Source organism: Caulobacter sp. S45 (assembly GCF_903642205.1).
Taxonomy (GTDB): domain Bacteria; phylum Pseudomonadota; class Alphaproteobacteria; order Caulobacterales; family Caulobacteraceae; genus CAHJWH01.
Map to the genome: position 1 here is coordinate 1 of NZ_CAHJWH010000068.1, position 15,063 is coordinate 15,063.

Annotated in this window: 13 protein-coding genes and 1 pseudogene; 1 reads left to right on the plus strand and 13 read right to left on the minus strand. The window is 68.2% G+C overall.

What is annotated here, in order from left to right; all coding sequences use genetic code 11:
* The 11 genes from HUV06_RS08555 to HUV06_RS08605 form a co-directional block, all read right to left on the minus strand.
* Positions 1-966 (minus strand): integrase arm-type DNA-binding domain-containing protein (locus HUV06_RS08555; protein ID WP_174300853.1); only part of this gene is annotated, 966 nt, incomplete at its 3' end.
* Between the two features lie 315 nt (positions 967-1,281).
* Positions 1,282-2,862 carry a glutamine-hydrolyzing GMP synthase gene (gene guaA / locus HUV06_RS08560; RefSeq protein ID WP_174300854.1) on the minus strand — a complete coding sequence of 527 codons (1,581 nt, stop codon included), beginning with the start codon at positions 2,860-2,862 and terminating at the stop codon, positions 1,282-1,284.
* Positions 2,859-4,178: an RsmB/NOP family class I SAM-dependent RNA methyltransferase gene (locus HUV06_RS08565; protein WP_174300855.1), complete on the minus strand. Its 1,320-nt coding sequence runs from the start codon at positions 4,176-4,178 to the stop codon at positions 2,859-2,861. The genes guaA and HUV06_RS08565 overlap by 4 nt, the downstream gene beginning before the upstream one ends.
* On the minus strand, positions 4,175-4,573 hold the full coding sequence (locus HUV06_RS08570; RefSeq protein WP_174300856.1) for an MAPEG family protein: 399 nt from the start codon (positions 4,571-4,573) through the stop codon (positions 4,175-4,177). Before HUV06_RS08570 ends, HUV06_RS08565 begins: the two co-directional genes overlap by 4 nt.
* Before the next feature lie 324 nt (positions 4,574-4,897).
* Complete coding sequence (locus tag HUV06_RS08575; RefSeq protein ID WP_174300857.1) at positions 4,898-5,014, minus strand: DUF1902 domain-containing protein; 117 nt, start codon at positions 5,012-5,014, stop codon at positions 4,898-4,900.
* A 58-nt stretch (positions 5,015-5,072) separates the two neighbouring features.
* Positions 5,073-6,536 (minus strand): IMP dehydrogenase, encoded by a 1,464-nt coding sequence (gene guaB / locus HUV06_RS08580; protein WP_174300858.1) that lies wholly within the window; start codon positions 6,534-6,536, stop codon positions 5,073-5,075.
* Positions 6,537-6,623: 87 nt separating this feature from the next.
* Positions 6,624-7,682 (minus strand): tRNA 2-selenouridine(34) synthase MnmH, encoded by a 1,059-nt coding sequence (mnmH, locus tag HUV06_RS08585; protein WP_174300859.1) that lies wholly within the window; start codon positions 7,680-7,682, stop codon positions 6,624-6,626.
* A gap of 57 nt (positions 7,683-7,739) precedes the next feature.
* Positions 7,740-8,900 carry a L,D-transpeptidase gene (locus HUV06_RS08590; RefSeq protein ID WP_174300860.1) on the minus strand — a complete coding sequence of 387 codons (1,161 nt, stop codon included), beginning with the start codon at positions 8,898-8,900 and terminating at the stop codon, positions 7,740-7,742.
* A gap of 221 nt (positions 8,901-9,121) precedes the next feature.
* Positions 9,122-11,488 carry an ATP-dependent Clp protease ATP-binding subunit ClpA gene (clpA, locus tag HUV06_RS08595; RefSeq protein WP_174300861.1) on the minus strand — a complete coding sequence of 789 codons (2,367 nt, stop codon included), beginning with the start codon at positions 11,486-11,488 and terminating at the stop codon, positions 9,122-9,124.
* Positions 11,489-11,498: 10 nt separating this feature from the next.
* Positions 11,499-11,828, minus strand: a complete 330-nt coding sequence (clpS, locus tag HUV06_RS08600; RefSeq protein ID WP_174300862.1) for an ATP-dependent Clp protease adapter ClpS — start codon at positions 11,826-11,828, stop codon at positions 11,499-11,501.
* A gap of 227 nt (positions 11,829-12,055) precedes the next feature.
* Positions 12,056-12,568 (minus strand): phasin family protein, encoded by a 513-nt coding sequence (locus tag HUV06_RS08605; RefSeq protein WP_254600994.1) that lies wholly within the window; start codon positions 12,566-12,568, stop codon positions 12,056-12,058.
* A gap of 286 nt (positions 12,569-12,854) precedes the next feature.
* Here HUV06_RS08605 and HUV06_RS08610 point away from each other — a divergent pair, with 286 nt between their 5' ends.
* A complete protein-coding gene (locus tag HUV06_RS08610) occupies positions 12,855-14,432 on the plus strand; it encodes a D-alanyl-D-alanine carboxypeptidase (protein WP_174300863.1) in 1,578 nt (525 codons plus the stop codon).
* A gap of 48 nt (positions 14,433-14,480) precedes the next feature.
* On the opposite strand, the gene HUV06_RS08615 is transcribed toward HUV06_RS08610, so the two are convergent.
* Positions 14,481-14,654, minus strand: a complete 174-nt coding sequence (locus HUV06_RS08615; protein WP_174300865.1) for a DUF1328 family protein — start codon at positions 14,652-14,654, stop codon at positions 14,481-14,483.
* Positions 14,655-14,762: 108 nt separating this feature from the next.
* Positions 14,763-15,063: pseudogene (locus tag HUV06_RS08620) on the minus strand (hypothetical protein); the annotation flags it as partial.

Here is a 15,063-nt window from a genome sequence, read left to right on the forward strand (position 1 = left end):
CGCCGTATCCACGACGGAGTAGGTGACGCGGTTGAAGGTCGCGCGGGACATGGGCGCGTCCGCATCGTAGCGGGACGGCAGCAGGTAGCGCGAATTGCCGGCACAGGTCTTCAGCGCGATCATTATGTCCAGCACCTGTTGTGATAGGTAGACGTTGTGCGCCTTCGAGCGCTTCATCCGCTCCTTCGGGATCGTCCAGACCGCTCGCTCGAAGTCGATCTCATCCCAGGTCGCATCCTGAAGCTCGCTCTTGCGGACCATCGTCAGCAGGAAGAGCTTCAATCCCAGCCGGATGGTTGGAAGCGTGGCGACCTTCTCGATCTGCGTTAGCAGAACGCGAATCTCTGCCGGCGATAGAGCCCGGTCTTTGGGCTCGAAGGTGGCAATCGAGGCGGGACCGACTTCGTCGGCTGGGTTGGGCACCTTCTCCCCGTGTAGGATCGCAAAGCCGAAGATCTGTTTGACGATGTCGCGCACATGGATCGCCGTCGCCGGCGCCCCTCGCTCCTTCACCTTGCCGCAGAGCTGGCGGAGGTCGTCGGGCGAGATTTCTGAGAGCCGCCGGTTTTTCCAGGCCGGCTCGATGTCACGATCAAAGATCGCCTTGCGCATGGACCGGGTGCTGTCGGCCATGCGCGCTTGCTTGAAGTAGCGAGCACCGACCTCACCGAAGCTGTGCTCCCCTGAGACGCGCCGCTTCTCCCGCTGCTTTTCAAGCGCCGGCGACTTCCCTTCGGCGACGAGCTTGCGGGCTATCATGCAGCGTTCCCGCGCCTCGGCGAGGGACAGCCCGTCGGGGCCATATTTACCGAAGGTCAGCGTCTCGCGCCGTCCGTGCAGCCGATAGTCGTATCGGAAGGCGATCTGGCCTGCCGGCGACACCGCAGCATACATACCGTCACGATCCGCGACTTTGTATGTTTTTTCCTGAGGTTTCAGACGCTTGAGCGCGAGGTCGGTGAGCATGGATCGAGGCTCCTGACGGTAAAAATGAGGCCTTCGTCTCTGTAATTTACCGTCAGCGATTATACCGTCAACCTTCTCGTTTTTCCTAATGGCTTCAATTGCTTACTGGCAGGTCAGAAATCGGGTTGACAATCGGGCGTGACGGTATGGCCATTTTACGCTGATGGGCCACAACAGCCTACCGTCAGCGCTACCGTCATGTTCCGCCGCTTACCCGCGATTGATGGCGATAGATGGCGTGGGTTAAGTGATTGACCTGGAAGAGAATAAGTGGGATAAACCGACTTCCCGCGATAGCTGCCGAACGACCCTAAGTCATTCCCATTCGATCGTGCCGGGCGGCTTGGAGGTGATGTCGTAGGTCACCCGGTTGATGCCTGAGACCTCGTTGACGATGCGGGTGGCCGTGCGCTCCAGCACCTCCCAAGGGAGGCGGGAGATGTCTGCGGTCATGCCGTCCACCGAGGTGACGGCGCGGAGCGCACAGACGTCCTCATAGGTGCGCGCGTCGCCCATGACGCCCACCGTCTTCACCGGCAGCAGCACAGCGAAGGCCTGCCAGATGGAGTCATAAAGGCCGGCCTTGTGGATCTCCTCCAGCCAGATGGCGTCGGCCTTCTGCAGCACCGCGACACGCTCGGGCGTGACCTCGCCGGGGATGCGGATGGCGAGGCCCGGACCGGGGAAGGGATGACGCCCTACGAAGGCCGGCGGCAGGCCGAGCTCCCGCCCGAGCGCGCGCACCTCGTCCTTAAACAGTTCGCGCAGCGGCTCGACCAGCTTCAGCCGCATGCGCTCGGGCAGGCCGCCCACATTGTGGTGGCTCTTGATCACCGCCGAGGGGCCGCCGTGCACCGACACGCTTTCGATGACGTCGGGATAGAGGGTGCCCTGGGCCAGGAAGTCGGCGCCGTCGATTTTGGCGGCCTCGGCGTCGAACACCTCGATGAACAGCCGGCCGATGGTCTTGCGCTTGGTCTCCGGATCGCTGACGCCCTTCAGGGCGCCGAGGAAGCGATCAGATGCATCCACGTGGATCAGCGGGATGTTGTACTGGCCGCGGAACAGGGTGACGACCTGATCGCCCTCGCCGGCGCGCAGCAGGCCGGTGTCCACGAACACGCAGGTGAGCTGCCTACCGATGGCCTCGTGGATCAGGACCGCCGCCACCGAGCTGTCCACCCCGCCGGACAGGCCGCAGATCACCCGGCCTTGCCCGACCTGGGCACGAATGCGCGCGATCGCCTCTTCGCGGAACTTGGCCATCGTCCAGTCGCCCTTCAGGCCGGCGATGTGGCGGGTGAAGTTGCGCAGCAGCAGGGCGCCGCGGGGCGTATGCGCCACCTCGGGGTGGAACTGCACGCCATAAAGACGCCGCCCCTCGTCGGCTATGGCGGCGAAGGGCGAGCCTGGCGAGGTCGCCACGACGCGAAAGCCCTGCGGAATGGCGGTGATCTTGTCGCCGTGGCTCATCCAGACCGGCTCGGCCTGGCCGATCTCCCCCAAGCCCGCGAGCAGCGGGCTTTCGCCGACGATCTCGATCTCCGCGCGGCCGAACTCACCCCCGTGCCCCGCCTCCACCTGGCCGCCGAGCTGGCTGCACATGGTCATCTCGCCATAACAGATGCCGAGCACGGGCAGGCCACGGGTGAAGGTGGAGTCCGGCGCCTTGGGGCTCTCGACCTGAGCCGCACTCTCGGGGCCGCCGGAGAGGATGATGGCGGCGGGATCGAAGGTCTCCAGGAACAGGTCGTCCACCTTCTGGCAGGGGTGGACCTCGCAATAGACACCGTCCTCGCGCACCCGCCGGGCGATCAGCTGAGTGACCTGGCTGCCGTAATCGACAATCAGGACGCGCTGGTGGCCGGGTTTGGGGGGCGTAGGAGTGTCGCTCATGCCGTCCTTTCGAACAGGGCCAGGAAGAAGCCATCGGTCCCGCTCTGGTGCGGCGTCAGTTGGAGCCTGGAGCCGCCGCCCGCAAGCTCGGCCAGCCGGATGCGGGCGGCGTCGGTGAGGTCCGGCGCGTCCAGCACGCGCGCGATGGGCCAGGGCCGGAATTGCGGATGGTTCAGCTCGAAGGCCGCGGCCACCGCCTCGTTCTCCGCCGGCAGCACCGAGCAGGTGGCGTAAGCCAGCCGCCCGCCCGGCTTCACCAGGGCGCTGGCCTGCGCCAGGATGGATAGCTGCTGGCGGGCGAGGCGCTCCACCGTCTCCGCGGTCACCCGCCAAGTCCCCTCCGGATGGCGCCGCCAAGTGCCGGAGCCGGAACAGGGCGCGTCCACGAACACCAGGTCGGCGAGGTTCGGCAGGTCTTCGGTCCCCTGGCCCTCCGAGCCGATCCGCCGCACCTCGGCGCGCACACCCGCCCGCGCCAAGCGCGGCGCCATGGCGTCGAGCCGCTTGGGGTTCACGTCCAGCGCGATGAGGCGGGCGCCGGGGGACGCCTCCGCGCCGGCGCGCATGGCGGCTCCGAGCGCCAGGGTCTTGCCGCCGCCGCCGGCGCAGTAGTCCACCACGGTCATGCCTGGGCGGGCTCCGGCCAGGGCGGCGGCGATCTGGCTGGCCTCGTCCTGCACCTCCACCCAGCCGGTCTGGAAGGCGCGCCACCGGGTGACGTCGGCGGCGAGGTCGGCCGGCAGGCGCAGGCCCCACGCGCTGTAGGGCGTCCGCCCGGGCTCGACGCCGTCGATCGCCAGCAGCGACATCGCCTGGTCAACGCCGCCACGGAGCGCGTTGACGCGCAGGTCCAGTGGCGCGCGGGCGCCGGTGAGGGCCTGCGCCTCCGGCAGCCATTCGAGTCCGAACCGGGTCTGGAACATAGGGATGGCGAAGGCGGGAAGGCCCGCGGCGATCCAGTCCGGCGGAGGCTGCAAGGCGATGCGCAGCCGTTGACGCTCATCCTCGGTGAGAGGCGCGGGCCCATAGCCCTGGCCATCGGCCAGCGCCTCCATCCGATCGAGATCAAGCCCGTCCTGCAGCCTCAGGGCGCCGATCACCAAGGCGCGCCCGCTCTCCCCGCCCATGGCCCAGGCCAGCCGAGTGCGGGCGCGCAGCACGGCGTAGACCCGCTCGGCAATGGCGCGCCGGTCCTTGGACCCGGCGAAACGGTGCGCGCGTCCCCAGGCCCGCAGCACCTCCTCCGCCGGCGCCGAGCCGCCGCCGATGGCGTCCAGCACCTCGATGGCGGCGGCGAGCCGGGCCGCCGGCGTCAAGCGGGCCGCAGGACCGCGAACAGGATCAGCACCAATCCCAGCACGGACAGGATCCACGCCACCGAGCGCACCACGGGCACGCCGAAGGCATAGAGCGGCAGGTAGATGATCCGCATGACTAGGTAGGTCCAGGCGCCCCAGAGGGTCAGCGCGCCGTCGCGATGGGCGAGGTTGGCGATCAGCACGGCCGCCGCGAACAGGGGCAAGGTCTCGAAGAGGTTCTTCTCCGCCCGCTGCAGCCGGCCGGTCACCTTCCCCACCGGCGGACCCGGCTCGTCGCGCGGCCCGGCGTTGTAGCCGACGCCGGTCTCCCGGCTGCGCGCGGCGGCCGGCAGGAAGACCTGCACGATGGCCAGGACCAGGGTCCAGCCGAGAATCGAGAGTTCAGTGGTCATGCGTCAGCCCCATCGACTCAGAACGCCTTGGGCAGTCCGGCGTCCCTGAGCACCTTATTTGCAGTGTGGCGGGAGTCGATGTTCACCGGAACCATAAAGGGCGTCTCGATCCGAGGGCTGCGCCAGACATCGTGGTCGACCCTGCCGCGCCGCACGACCAGCAGCCCCCCTCCAGCAGCGCCTCGCGCACCAGACGCCCGTAGCCCCTCACGCCACGCGACGACGGGCTCGCGCGCTGGAGTGCGCGATGATCTCGAGGGGGATGCCGTACTCGTCCTGCTCGCCGGAGGCTTCCACCAGGTCGGCCACTGCAAGCGGCAACTGCTAACGCCGCTGCTCCACCGTGGCGGCCTCGACATTAAGGCCGGGGAGGTCGCTGGACTCCACGTACCAGACGCCAGCCTCGGCGTCGTATGCGGCCTTCACTACGACAAGCGTCATGCTGGTGATGTGCTCTCGCCCTTCAGGCTCTGTCAAATCCATGACCGCGTGGGTCGCCCTAGCCGCCCGTCGGATAGTTGGGCGCTTCCCGGGTGATCTGGACATCGTGGACGTGGCTCTCACGCAGGCCCGCTGCGGAGATGCGGATGAACCGGGCCCGCGCCTGCAGCTCCGGGATGGTCGAGGCGCCGGTGTAGCCCATGGCGGCGCGCAGGCCGCCGACCAGCTGGTGCAGGATGGCCGAGATCGGGCCCTTGAACGGCACCTGACCCTCGATGCCTTCGGGCACCAGCTTGAAGGTGTCGGCCACTTCCTTCTGGAAGTAGCGGTCGGCGGAGCCTTGCGCCATCGCCCCCACCGAGCCCATGCCCCGATAGGCCTTGTAGGAGCGGCCCTGGTAGAGGAACACCTCGCCGGGCGCCTCCTCCGTGCCGGCGAACATCGAGCCCAGCATGGCGACCGAAGCCCCCGCCGCGATGGCTTTGGCGAGGTCGCCGGAGAACTTGATGCCGCCGTCCGAGATCACCGGCACCCCGCTGTCCGCCGCCGCGCGCACGGAGTCGGCCACCGCCGATAGCTGGGGCACGCCGACGCCGGCCACGATGCGCGTGGTGCAGATGGAGCCCGGGCCGATGCCCACCTTGATAGCGTCCGCGCCCGCGTCGATGAGGGCGCGCGCGCCCTCATAGGTCGCCACGTTGCCGGCGATGACCTGGACGCGGTTGCTCTCCAACTTGATGCGCTTGACCGCGTTGGCGACGTGGATGGAGTGGCCGTGGGCGGTGTCGATCACCACCGCGTCCACGCCCGCATCCACCAGGGCCATGGACCGCTCGTAGCCCGTGTCGCCGACGGTTGAGGCCGCGCCGACGCGCAGGCGGCCCTTGTCATCCTTGGCGGCGGCGGGGTAGGCCTCGGACTTCTCCATGTCCTTGACGGTGATCAGGCCGACGGCGCGGAAGTCGTCGTCCACCACGATCAGCCGCTCGATCTTTCGGCGCTGCAGGATGGCGCGGGCCTCGGCCTGGGTGGCGCCTTCACGCACGGTGATCAGGCCCTCGGCCGTCATCAGGTCGCCGGCGGTGCGCGCGGCGTCGCTCTCAAAGCGTACGTCGCGGTTGGTGAGGATGCCCACCAGCCGACCGGTCTCGCGCTCCACCACCGGAAAGCCCGAGACCCGGCGCTGGGCCTTGATGGCGCGGATTTCGCCGAGCGGGGTGTCGGGGTGGATGGTGATGGGGTTGATCACCATGCCGCTCTCGTAGCGCTTCACCTCTCGCACCTGGTCGGCCTGCTCCATGACCGAGAGGTTCCTGTGGATCACGCCCATGCCGCCGGCCTGGGCCATGGCGATGGCCAGCCGGCTCTCGGTGACCGTGTCCATGGCGGAGGACAGCAGCGGGATGTTCAGCGCGATCTCGCGCGTCAGCCAGGTCGAGGTGTCCACCTGGGTCGGCATGTAGTCCGACGCGCCGGGTTCCAGCAAAACGTCGTCGAAGGTGAGCCCTTCGCGAATCTCCATCCGGAGCCTCCATTTTGCAGGCGGCATATAGCGGCCGCACACCTGGAGGGAAAGGCCGGTGGCCAGCCAGGGTCGCCCTGGCCAGGATCACCGACCCGGTCGATCACCGCAGGCGATGAAGTCGACCACAGCCTTGGCGGCGACCTCCTGCGCGCCCTGGCCGAGGTCCTCCAGCTCCAGCAATAGGCTGGGCGAGGCGCCCTCGCGGCCCGAGCGCCTGTAGGCGGGGTCGTAGTGCTCGGCGAGCAACTCGGCTACGAGAGCCTCGATCTCGCCTGCCCGGGCCATGGCCAGCCAGGCGTCCAGACGCTTGCGGCCGTGTCGGCCGGGCAGCCGCCCAAGCAGCTCGGCCAGCTGGTCAGGGTTGCGCGCCACGGGATCATAGGCGCGGGCAAGCGCCGCCACACGCGCTTCTACCGGCGCGCAGAGCTCGATCCGTCGACCGGCCTGCATGGCGCCCCAGAGCGCCGGCGGCAGGAACCGCTCCCCGATGCGGCTGGACTCGGCCTCCACCACGACCGGGCGCGTGGCGTCGAGGGCGTCCAGCGCGGCGGCCAGGCGGCTCTCGAACAGCTTCTGGCTGGGCTGGCCGCCCATCTCGCCGAACACCGAGCCACGGTGGGCGGCCAGCGCCTCCAAGTCCAACGTCTGCACGCCGCGGGCGGCCAACCGCGCCAGCAGGTCGGTCTTGCCCACGCCGGTGGGGCCGCCCAGCAGCACCACGTCCAGGCTCGGCGCCTGATCGTAGAGGCGGGCCACCACGCCGCGGCGGTAGGTGCGATAGCCGCCCTGTAGCACCGTGGTGCGCCAGCCCACCTGGGCCAGGATCAAGCCCATGGCCTGGGAGCGCTGGCCGCCCCGCCAGCAGTAGAGCAAGGGCGACCACCCGCCGATCTTGTGCCTCAGCGGCCCCTCCAGGTGGGCGGCGACGTTGCGGGCGATGTGGGCCGCTCCGATCCTGCGGGCGTCGAACTTGGAGGACTGGGCGTAGATCGTCCCGACCTCGGCCCGCTCGTCGTCGTCGAGCACCGGCAGGTTCACCGCGCCCGGCAGGTGGTCCTCGGCGAACTCGCCGGGGGAGCGGACGTCGATGACCTGGTCAAAGCCCGCGACGCCGCCGCTCAGGTCCTGCAGGGTCCGCAACATCAGCCCCGGATAGAACCTCCGGGCGACGCTGCGAAGGCCCTCGTCAGCGCATGCGGATCAGCCCCTCTCGCTGACGAAGGTGACCTTCACGCCGGGCTTCACCGCCTTGGACAATTCCTCGGCGTCCCAGTTGGTCAGGCGCACGCAGCCGTGGCTAGCCGTCTTGCCGATCACGTGCGGGTCGGGAGAGCCATGGATGCCGTAGTCGGGCGCGCTGAGGGCGATCCAGACCACGCCGACCGGGTTGTTCGGGCCGGGCGGGATGTGCAGCTTGCCGGCGTGCTTGGGACCCCAGGTGAGCTTGCTCGGGTCGTACATGTAGTCGGGGTTCTGCGAGACGCCGGTCACCTTCCAGGTGCCCTTGGGCGAGGGTCGGGTGGTGGAGCCCACTGTGGCGGGGAAGACGGCCACCACCTTGTGGCTGTCGTCATATGCGATGACTTGGGCCATCTTCTTGTTGACGTCCAGCGTCTTCACCTCGGGCAGTGCGCCCTGGCCCGGGTCGACCACCACGATCGGCGTGCCGGCCTTGGAGAGGTCCGCGCCGGGGTTCAGGGCCTGCAGGAACTGCTCGTCCATGTGGAAGCGCTGGGACAACATCTGCAGGGGCGAGGTGTAGCCCAGCGACTGCACCTTCGACATCTTGACGAAGTCCTCGCCCACGTTCGGCGCGAAGGGCCCGGCGGCGTCCTGCTGGGTGATCGTGTAGGTCTTCAGCACCGGCGCATTGTCCGCGGAGGTGAGCGACTTCCAGGTCGCCTCGTCCAGTTCGTCGGAGGGCTGCAGGCCGTGGGCCTGGTCGTAGGCCATGATCGCGTGCTTGACGTTCTCGCCCATGCGCCCGTCGATCACGCCGGGGCTGAAGGCGGCGCGGTCGAGCAGCACCTCGGCGCGGACCAGGGTGGGGCTGGGGGACTTGGTGTCCGGGTCCGCGGAGCCGGTCGCATTGCCGGCGACGTTGTCGTAGCCGTTGATCTCGTTGTCGCCGCCGGTCTCATTGCCGGAGGCCGCGGCGGCGCCGGCGGGCGCTGTGAACTGGGCGCCGTTGATCGCCTGCAGGCTGAGGCCGGAAGGCCCGGAGGCCGCCGCCTTGGTAGAGGCGTCGTCGGTGGTGTTCGTGGACGCCGTCTTGCCGGCTCCACCGCTGGTCGGGGACTGGGAGCAGGCCGCGAGCGTCAGCACGGCGGCCGAAGCCAAGAGCATACGGGAGAGGGTCATGGAACCTGCAAAGCTGGACAGCACCAAAACCCCCGGGGCCAACACGCGTTCCGGGAGGCTTGTGAAAGCCCCTTTATCCTCCCCATCGCAGATGGAGAGGTGTCAGCGAAGCTGACGGAGGGACCGCGCGAGAGCGCGGAGGCCACGTCGAAGGCGCTTCCGCGCTAACGCGCGGCCCCCCTTCGGCGGGACTCCCCCACGCTGTGGGGAAGATGAAGACCTCAGTCCGCCATGGCGGGCTCATTGCCGGCCTCGTCGTCGTCGAGCGACTCTTCCAGCAGGTCGCCCGCGGTGACGTCGATCTCGCCCGGGCGGGTCTCGCCGGACAGGCTCTCAATCTCGAAGATGATCTTGGCGTCCTTGAGGTCGACCTTGACGTGGCCGCCGCGCACCAGCCGGCCGAACAGGATCTCGTCGGCGAGGGGCTTCTTGATGTGCTCCTGGATCACCCGGGCGAGCGGGCGGGCGCCGTAGAGCTCGTCATAGCCGTTCTTGGCCAGCCAGTCGGCCGCATCGTCGCTAAGTTCGACGGTGACGTTGCGGTCGGCGAGCTGGGCCTCGAGCTGCAGCACGAACTTCTGCACCACGTGGCGGATGGTGTCCTGGGCCAGCGGCTTGAAGGTGACGATGGCGTCCAGGCGGTTCCTGAACTCCGGCGTGAACAGCCGCGTGATGGCCGCCTCGTCTTCACCCGTAACCCGGCCGCGGCCGAAGCCGATGCCGTTCTTGTTGTTGTCCGAGGCCCCGGCGTTGGTGGTCATGATCAGGACGACGTTCCTGAAATCCACCTTCTTGCCGTTGGAGTCGGTGAGCGTCCCGTGGTCCATCACCTGCAGCAGGATGTTGAACACGTCCTGGTGCGCCTTCTCGATCTCGTCGAGCAGGACCACGGCGTGCTTGTGCTGGTCCACCGCGTCGGTGAGCTGGCCGCCCTGGTCGTGGCCGACATAGCCCGGAGGCGCACCGATCAGGCGGGAGACCGTGTGGCGCTCCATGTACTCGCTCATGTCGAAGCGCAGCAGCTCGATGCCGAGCGTGTGCGCCAGCTGACGCGTCACCTCGGTCTTGCCGACGCCGGTGGGCCCTGAGAACAGGTAGGAGCCGATCGGCTTCTGCCCGTCACGCAGGCCCGCCCGCGACATCTTCATGGCGGCGGCGAGCTGGTGGATGGCGTCGTCCTGGCCATAGACGGCGCGCTTCAGGTCCTCCTCCAGGCTGCGCAGGCCCTCGGTGTCGGACTTGGAGACTGACTTGGTGGGGATGCGCGCCATCTTGGCGATGACGTTCTCGATGTCCTTGACGCCGAGTTTCTTCCTCCGCTTGGCCTCGGGCAGCAGCATCTGCGAGGCTCCTGCCTCGTCGATCACGTCGATCGCCTTGTCGGGGAGCTTCCTATCGGTGATATACTTGGCCGACAGCTCCACCGCCGCCTTGATGGCGTCGTCAGTGTACTTCAGCTTGTGGAAGTCCTCGTAATAGGTCTTCAGACCTTTCAGGATCTTGATGGTGTCGTCGAGCGTTGGCTCCACCACGTCGATCTTCTGGAAACGGCGGACCAGGGCGCGGTCCTTCTCGAAGTGTTGGCGGAACTCCTTGTAGGTGGTGGAGCCCATGCACTTCAGCGTGCCCGACGCCAGCGCCGGCTTCAGCAGGTTCGACGCGTCCATGGCTCCGCCCGAGGTGGCGCCCGCGCCGATGACGGTGTGGATCTCGTCGATGAACAGGATGGCGTTGGGGTGGCTCTCCAGCTCCTTCACCACCTGCTTGACGCGCTCTTCGAAGTCGCCGCGATAGCGGGTGCCGGCGAGCAGCGTGCCCATGTCGAGGCTGAAGATGGTCGCGCCCGCCAGCACCTCGGGCACGTCACCGGTGACGATCTTGCGCGCCAGCCCCTCGGCGATGGCGGTCTTCCCGACGCCCGGGTCGCCCACCAGCAGCGGGTTGTTCTTGCTCCGGCGGCAGAGCACCTGGATGGCGCGCTCCACCTCCTGCATCCGGCCGATCAGCGGGTCAACCTTGCCCGCGCGCGCCTTCTCGTTAAGGTTGACGCAATAGGCCTCCAGCGCCTCCCCGCCGGTCTTGGTGTTCTTCTCCTCGACGTTCTCCTCGGTGGAGGAGCCCTTCACGTTCCTGGGCTCCGACGCTCCGGCCTTCTTGGCGATGCCGTGGGCGATGAAATTGACCGCGTCGTAGCGGGTCATGTCCTGCTCCTGCAGGAAGAAGGCCGCGTGGCTCTCCCGCTCGGAGAACACCGCCACCAGCACGTTGGCGCCGGTCACCTCGTCGCGACCGGAGGACTGCACGTGGATCACCGCGCGCTGGATCACCCGCTGGAAGCCGGCGGTGGGCTTGGCGTCCTCGCCGTCGTCCACGATCAGGCTGCGCAGCTCGGTGTCGAGATAGTTGGTCAGGTTCTTCTTCAGCACCGGCAGGTCGACGTTGCAGGCGCGCATAACCGCGGTCGCCTCCTGGTCGTCGGCGAGGCTGAGCAGCAGGTGCTCCAGCGTCGCGTACTCGTGCTTACGCTGGTTGGCGTAGGCCACGGCGCGGTGGAGGGTCTCTTCGAGGTTGCGAGAGAAGGACGGCATGGGCGACTTCTCAATCCTTTTCCATGGTGCACTGGAGCGGGTGCTGATGGCGGCGCGCCGTGTCGACCACTTGCGCCACCTTGGTCTCGGCGACCTCATAGGTAAAGACGCCACAGACCCCCACGCCGTGCTGGTGAACGTGGAGCATGATCCGCGTGGCCTCCTCGCGCGTCTTGTTGAAGAAGCGCTCCAGCACGTAGACCACGAACTCCATGGGCGTGTAATCGTCGTTCAGGATCAGCACGCGGTACAGGGACGGCTTCTGCGTCTTCGGCTTGACCTGCGTGACCACTGCGGAGCCAGCGCCGCTTCCCCGATCCCCTGGCTTACGCTCGGCCATCCACACCTGTCTCCACGGCGCCCAACCAACTCCACCGCCGCGGATTAGATATGGGAATTACGGCGGGTTGGAAGCCCTTGACAAAAACGGCGTGAGATTAAGCTCGATCGGCGCCCATGCTTTCGGCGCCGGCCCCTTCGCCGCCGGTCGCGACGACGGGCCGGACAAAGAAAAAGCCCGGGACGTCTCCATCCCGGACCTCTAACGCCTACCTATGTAGTTGCGGCTCAGCGAGCGGACTGCATCGTCTCGGCGAGCGCGGTGGCGCGCTCGTTGAGCGGGCGGATGCTCTCCTTCACCACCGAAGACAGGACCTCGGCGGCCTTGTTCATCTCGGCGATGTAGGCCTCCATTGCGGTCTTGGCGAAGGCGGTCTGGAGTTCGATCAGCTCCTGCATGCTGCGCGCGGTGGACAGGGCCTTGGCCTGCTCGACCTGGCTCTCCACGGCCTTCTTGGTGTAGGCCATGGCGTGGCTGCCCAGCGTCTCGACACCCTTGGTGGCGGCGGTGACGCTCTCCACCACGGCTTCCAGGTTGCGCTTGTTTTGGGCGCCCAGCTCGTTCAGGGCGGTCATGGACTTCTCGACGCCGTCCTTGAAGGCGTGGTCGGTCATGGCGCTGGTGCGGCTCATGGCGTCGCGTATGACCTTGTCGCCAGCGAAGGCGGCCTGGTGCATGGTGTCGGCGGCGGCGTTCGCGCCTTCCTTGACGGTCTGCTCGGTCATCGTTTCAGCGCTCATGTCCATCTCGCGTCTCCTCGGAAGGTCAGGGCGACGCGAATGGCAGAGGCCCGCAGACAGGCCGGGTCAGCGTCGCTATGAGGTCTACTAACCGCAATCTGACACTCCCGTCAAGGAAAAATTGTGCAGCGCACAAATGTGCTATGCTGCATCGCATTTCGCTTTATGGATGCGACACGGGCGTCCTCACGCACTGTTTACCTTGGAGAAAGGTTGGACACTCATCATAAACCATAGTCGTAGGCGGTCGGGGGGCCGCCGGTTGAACAGAGACGGACGCACCTTGATGCCGCACCCCGCCCGCCGGCGCCCCGCCGGCATCGCCTGCGCCTTCGCTGCTCTGGCTGCGGTCTGCGCGCCTGCGATCGCCCAGGCGCAGGGCCTGTTCACCCAGCCGAAGTACGCCGCCATCGTGGAGGACGCCAACACCGGCGAGGTGCTCTATACCATGCGCGCAGACGCGTTGCGCCACCCCGCTTCCATCACCAAGATCATGACGCTCTATCTGACCTTCGAGGCGCTCTCGACCGGGCGCTTAAGGATGAGCGACGTCATCACCATCTCGCCCCACGCCTTTTCCATGATGCCCTCCAAGGTCTCCACCCACGCGGGCGAGCAGCTCACGGTGAGCGAGGCGATTCCCGCCATGACTGTGCATTCCGCCAACGACGTGGCGGTGGCCATGGCCGAGCGGCTGAGCGGCAGCGAGGGCCAGTTCGCCCAGCTGATGACCGCGCGGGCGCGGGAGCTCGGCATGACCTCCACCACCTTCGTGAACGCCTCCGGCCTGCCGCCGGACGGCGAGCAGATCACCACCGCGCGGGACATGGCGATCCTGTCGCGCGCGGTGATGCGCGACTACCCGCAGTACTACCAGTTCTTCGGGCTGAAGAGCTTCACCTACCGCGGCAAGCTGCTGCTGAACCACAACCACCTGGTGGCTAAGATGCCGGGCGTGGACGGGATGAAGACCGGCTACACCAGCCTGGCCGGCTTCAACCTGGTCGCGTCGGGCGTGCGCGACGGCCACCGCCTGATCACCGTGGTGCTGGGCGGCCCCTCCGTCGCCGCCCGCGACGAGAACGTGGAGGAGCTGCTGGACGCCGGCTTCACCGTCCTGAAGGGCCGCGCCTTCGGCCAGCGGATGCGCCTGGCCTCCCTGATCGCCTCGCCTGACGACATGAGCGGCCCGGTCACCCGCGCGCCCATCGAGATGGGCTCCGCCGACCAGCCCAACCTGCAGGTCGAGGTCCAGCCGACCATGCGCACCCTGCCGACCCTGGAGGCCGCCCGCAGTCTGGCCGAGCCGCCGGCCCAGGTAGCCGAAGCGCAGCCCGCGACCGTCGACTGCGCCTCCGCCCGGCGCGGACGCCATCGCCGCCACCGGGCGGCGGAGGCCTGCGGCGACCCCGCCGTCGCCAAGGCCGAGGCGCCCAAGGCCACTGCTCCTGAGCTGCGTCCGGCCAAATCCCGCGTCGCCAAGGTCAAGGCGGCCGAGGCGCAGGAAGACGCGCCGGCTAAGCCCTGCACCCCACGCCGTCATCATCGCCACGCCGCGGCCTGCGACGCCGACACTCAAACCGCCGTCGCCGAACCTGAGGGCGTCGTCAAATCGGCCAAGACGGACGCTGCGAAGAGCGGCGGCGGCGGGTTCATGATCCAGGTGGGCGCCTACAAGAACCACGCCCTTGCCGCGGGCCAGATCGAGAAGATCTCGCCCCTGGTGGCGGGCGCCGGCATGGTGGAGGAGGCCGGCGGCAACTACCGCGCCCGCTTCCGCGGGCTCAGCCAGAAGCAGGCCAAGGCCGCCTGCCACGCCCTGTCGGCCAAGGGTCAGGCGTGCATGGTCATGGGCGCCGGCTAGGCGGCGGACGGCTTGGCGCGGCGTTGAAAGCGGAGTCCGGGCCGGCCGCTAGACCACCGAGCCGCCGCGAAGCGCGCGGACGACGAAGCTGACCACCAGGAGCACCAGGAAGATCAGGAACAGCACCTTGGCGATGGTCGCCGCCAGGCCCGCCAGGGCGAAGAAGCCGAAGTAGAAGGCCGCGATCGCCACGATCGCGAACAGAAGCGCCCAACCCAGCATGACCGGTCTCCAGGCGACGCCGGCGGAGGCCGGCATCTCGGATTTGACAACGTGGCGCAGAAGGGCGCGTTCCGGGTGGCGCGGAAGGGCGCGTTCCGGCGAAGCTTGTCAGGCAGGGGCGACCGCCACCGGCAGCACCTCCGCAGCCCCGAAGGCCGTAAACAGCGCCGCCGGTCCCACACAGACCACCGACCCGCCCCGGGCGACCTCGTCGGCCACTGAGGCGGCGCTCACCTCCGCGACCCGGCTGACCGGCGCGTCCCGCCGGGCGAGCGCGACCAGCGCCGGCGCGATACCGTCGGCGACCACCAGGCGGTCGGCGCGGCTGAGCGTCTGCAGGGCGCGCAGGCTCAGGAGGTCTGGCGAGGCGGGGGGCTCCAGCAGGCTCAGCCGCCCGCCGCCGCCCGGA

Bases quoted from the DNA above. Each gene is read 5' to 3' on its own strand.
- guaA (WP_174300854.1), bottom strand. From the start codon at position 2,862: ATGAGCGACACTCCTACGCCCCCCAAACCCGGCCACCAGCGCGTCCTG.
- HUV06_RS08570 (WP_174300856.1), bottom strand. From the start codon at position 4,573: ATGACCACTGAACTCTCGATTCTCGGCTGGACCCTGGTCCTGGCCATC.
- HUV06_RS08575 (WP_174300857.1), bottom strand. From the start codon at position 5,014: ATGACGCTTGTCGTAGTGAAGGCCGCATACGACGCCGAGGCTGGCGTC.
- guaB (WP_174300858.1), bottom strand. From the start codon at position 6,536: ATGGAGATTCGCGAAGGGCTCACCTTCGACGACGTTTTGCTGGAACCC.
- mnmH (WP_174300859.1), bottom strand. From the start codon at position 7,682: ATGTTGCGGACCCTGCAGGACCTGAGCGGCGGCGTCGCGGGCTTTGAC.
- HUV06_RS08590 (WP_174300860.1), bottom strand. From the start codon at position 8,900: ATGACCCTCTCCCGTATGCTCTTGGCTTCGGCCGCCGTGCTGACGCTC.
- clpA (WP_174300861.1), bottom strand. From the start codon at position 11,488: ATGCCGTCCTTCTCTCGCAACCTCGAAGAGACCCTCCACCGCGCCGTG.
- clpS (WP_174300862.1), bottom strand. From the start codon at position 11,828: ATGGCCGAGCGTAAGCCAGGGGATCGGGGAAGCGGCGCTGGCTCCGCA.
- HUV06_RS08605 (WP_254600994.1), bottom strand. From the start codon at position 12,568: ATGAGCGCTGAAACGATGACCGAGCAGACCGTCAAGGAAGGCGCGAAC.
- HUV06_RS08610 (WP_174300863.1), top strand. From the start codon at position 12,855: ATGCCGCACCCCGCCCGCCGGCGCCCCGCCGGCATCGCCTGCGCCTTC.
- HUV06_RS08615 (WP_174300865.1), bottom strand. From the start codon at position 14,654: ATGCTGGGTTGGGCGCTTCTGTTCGCGATCGTGGCGATCGCGGCCTTC.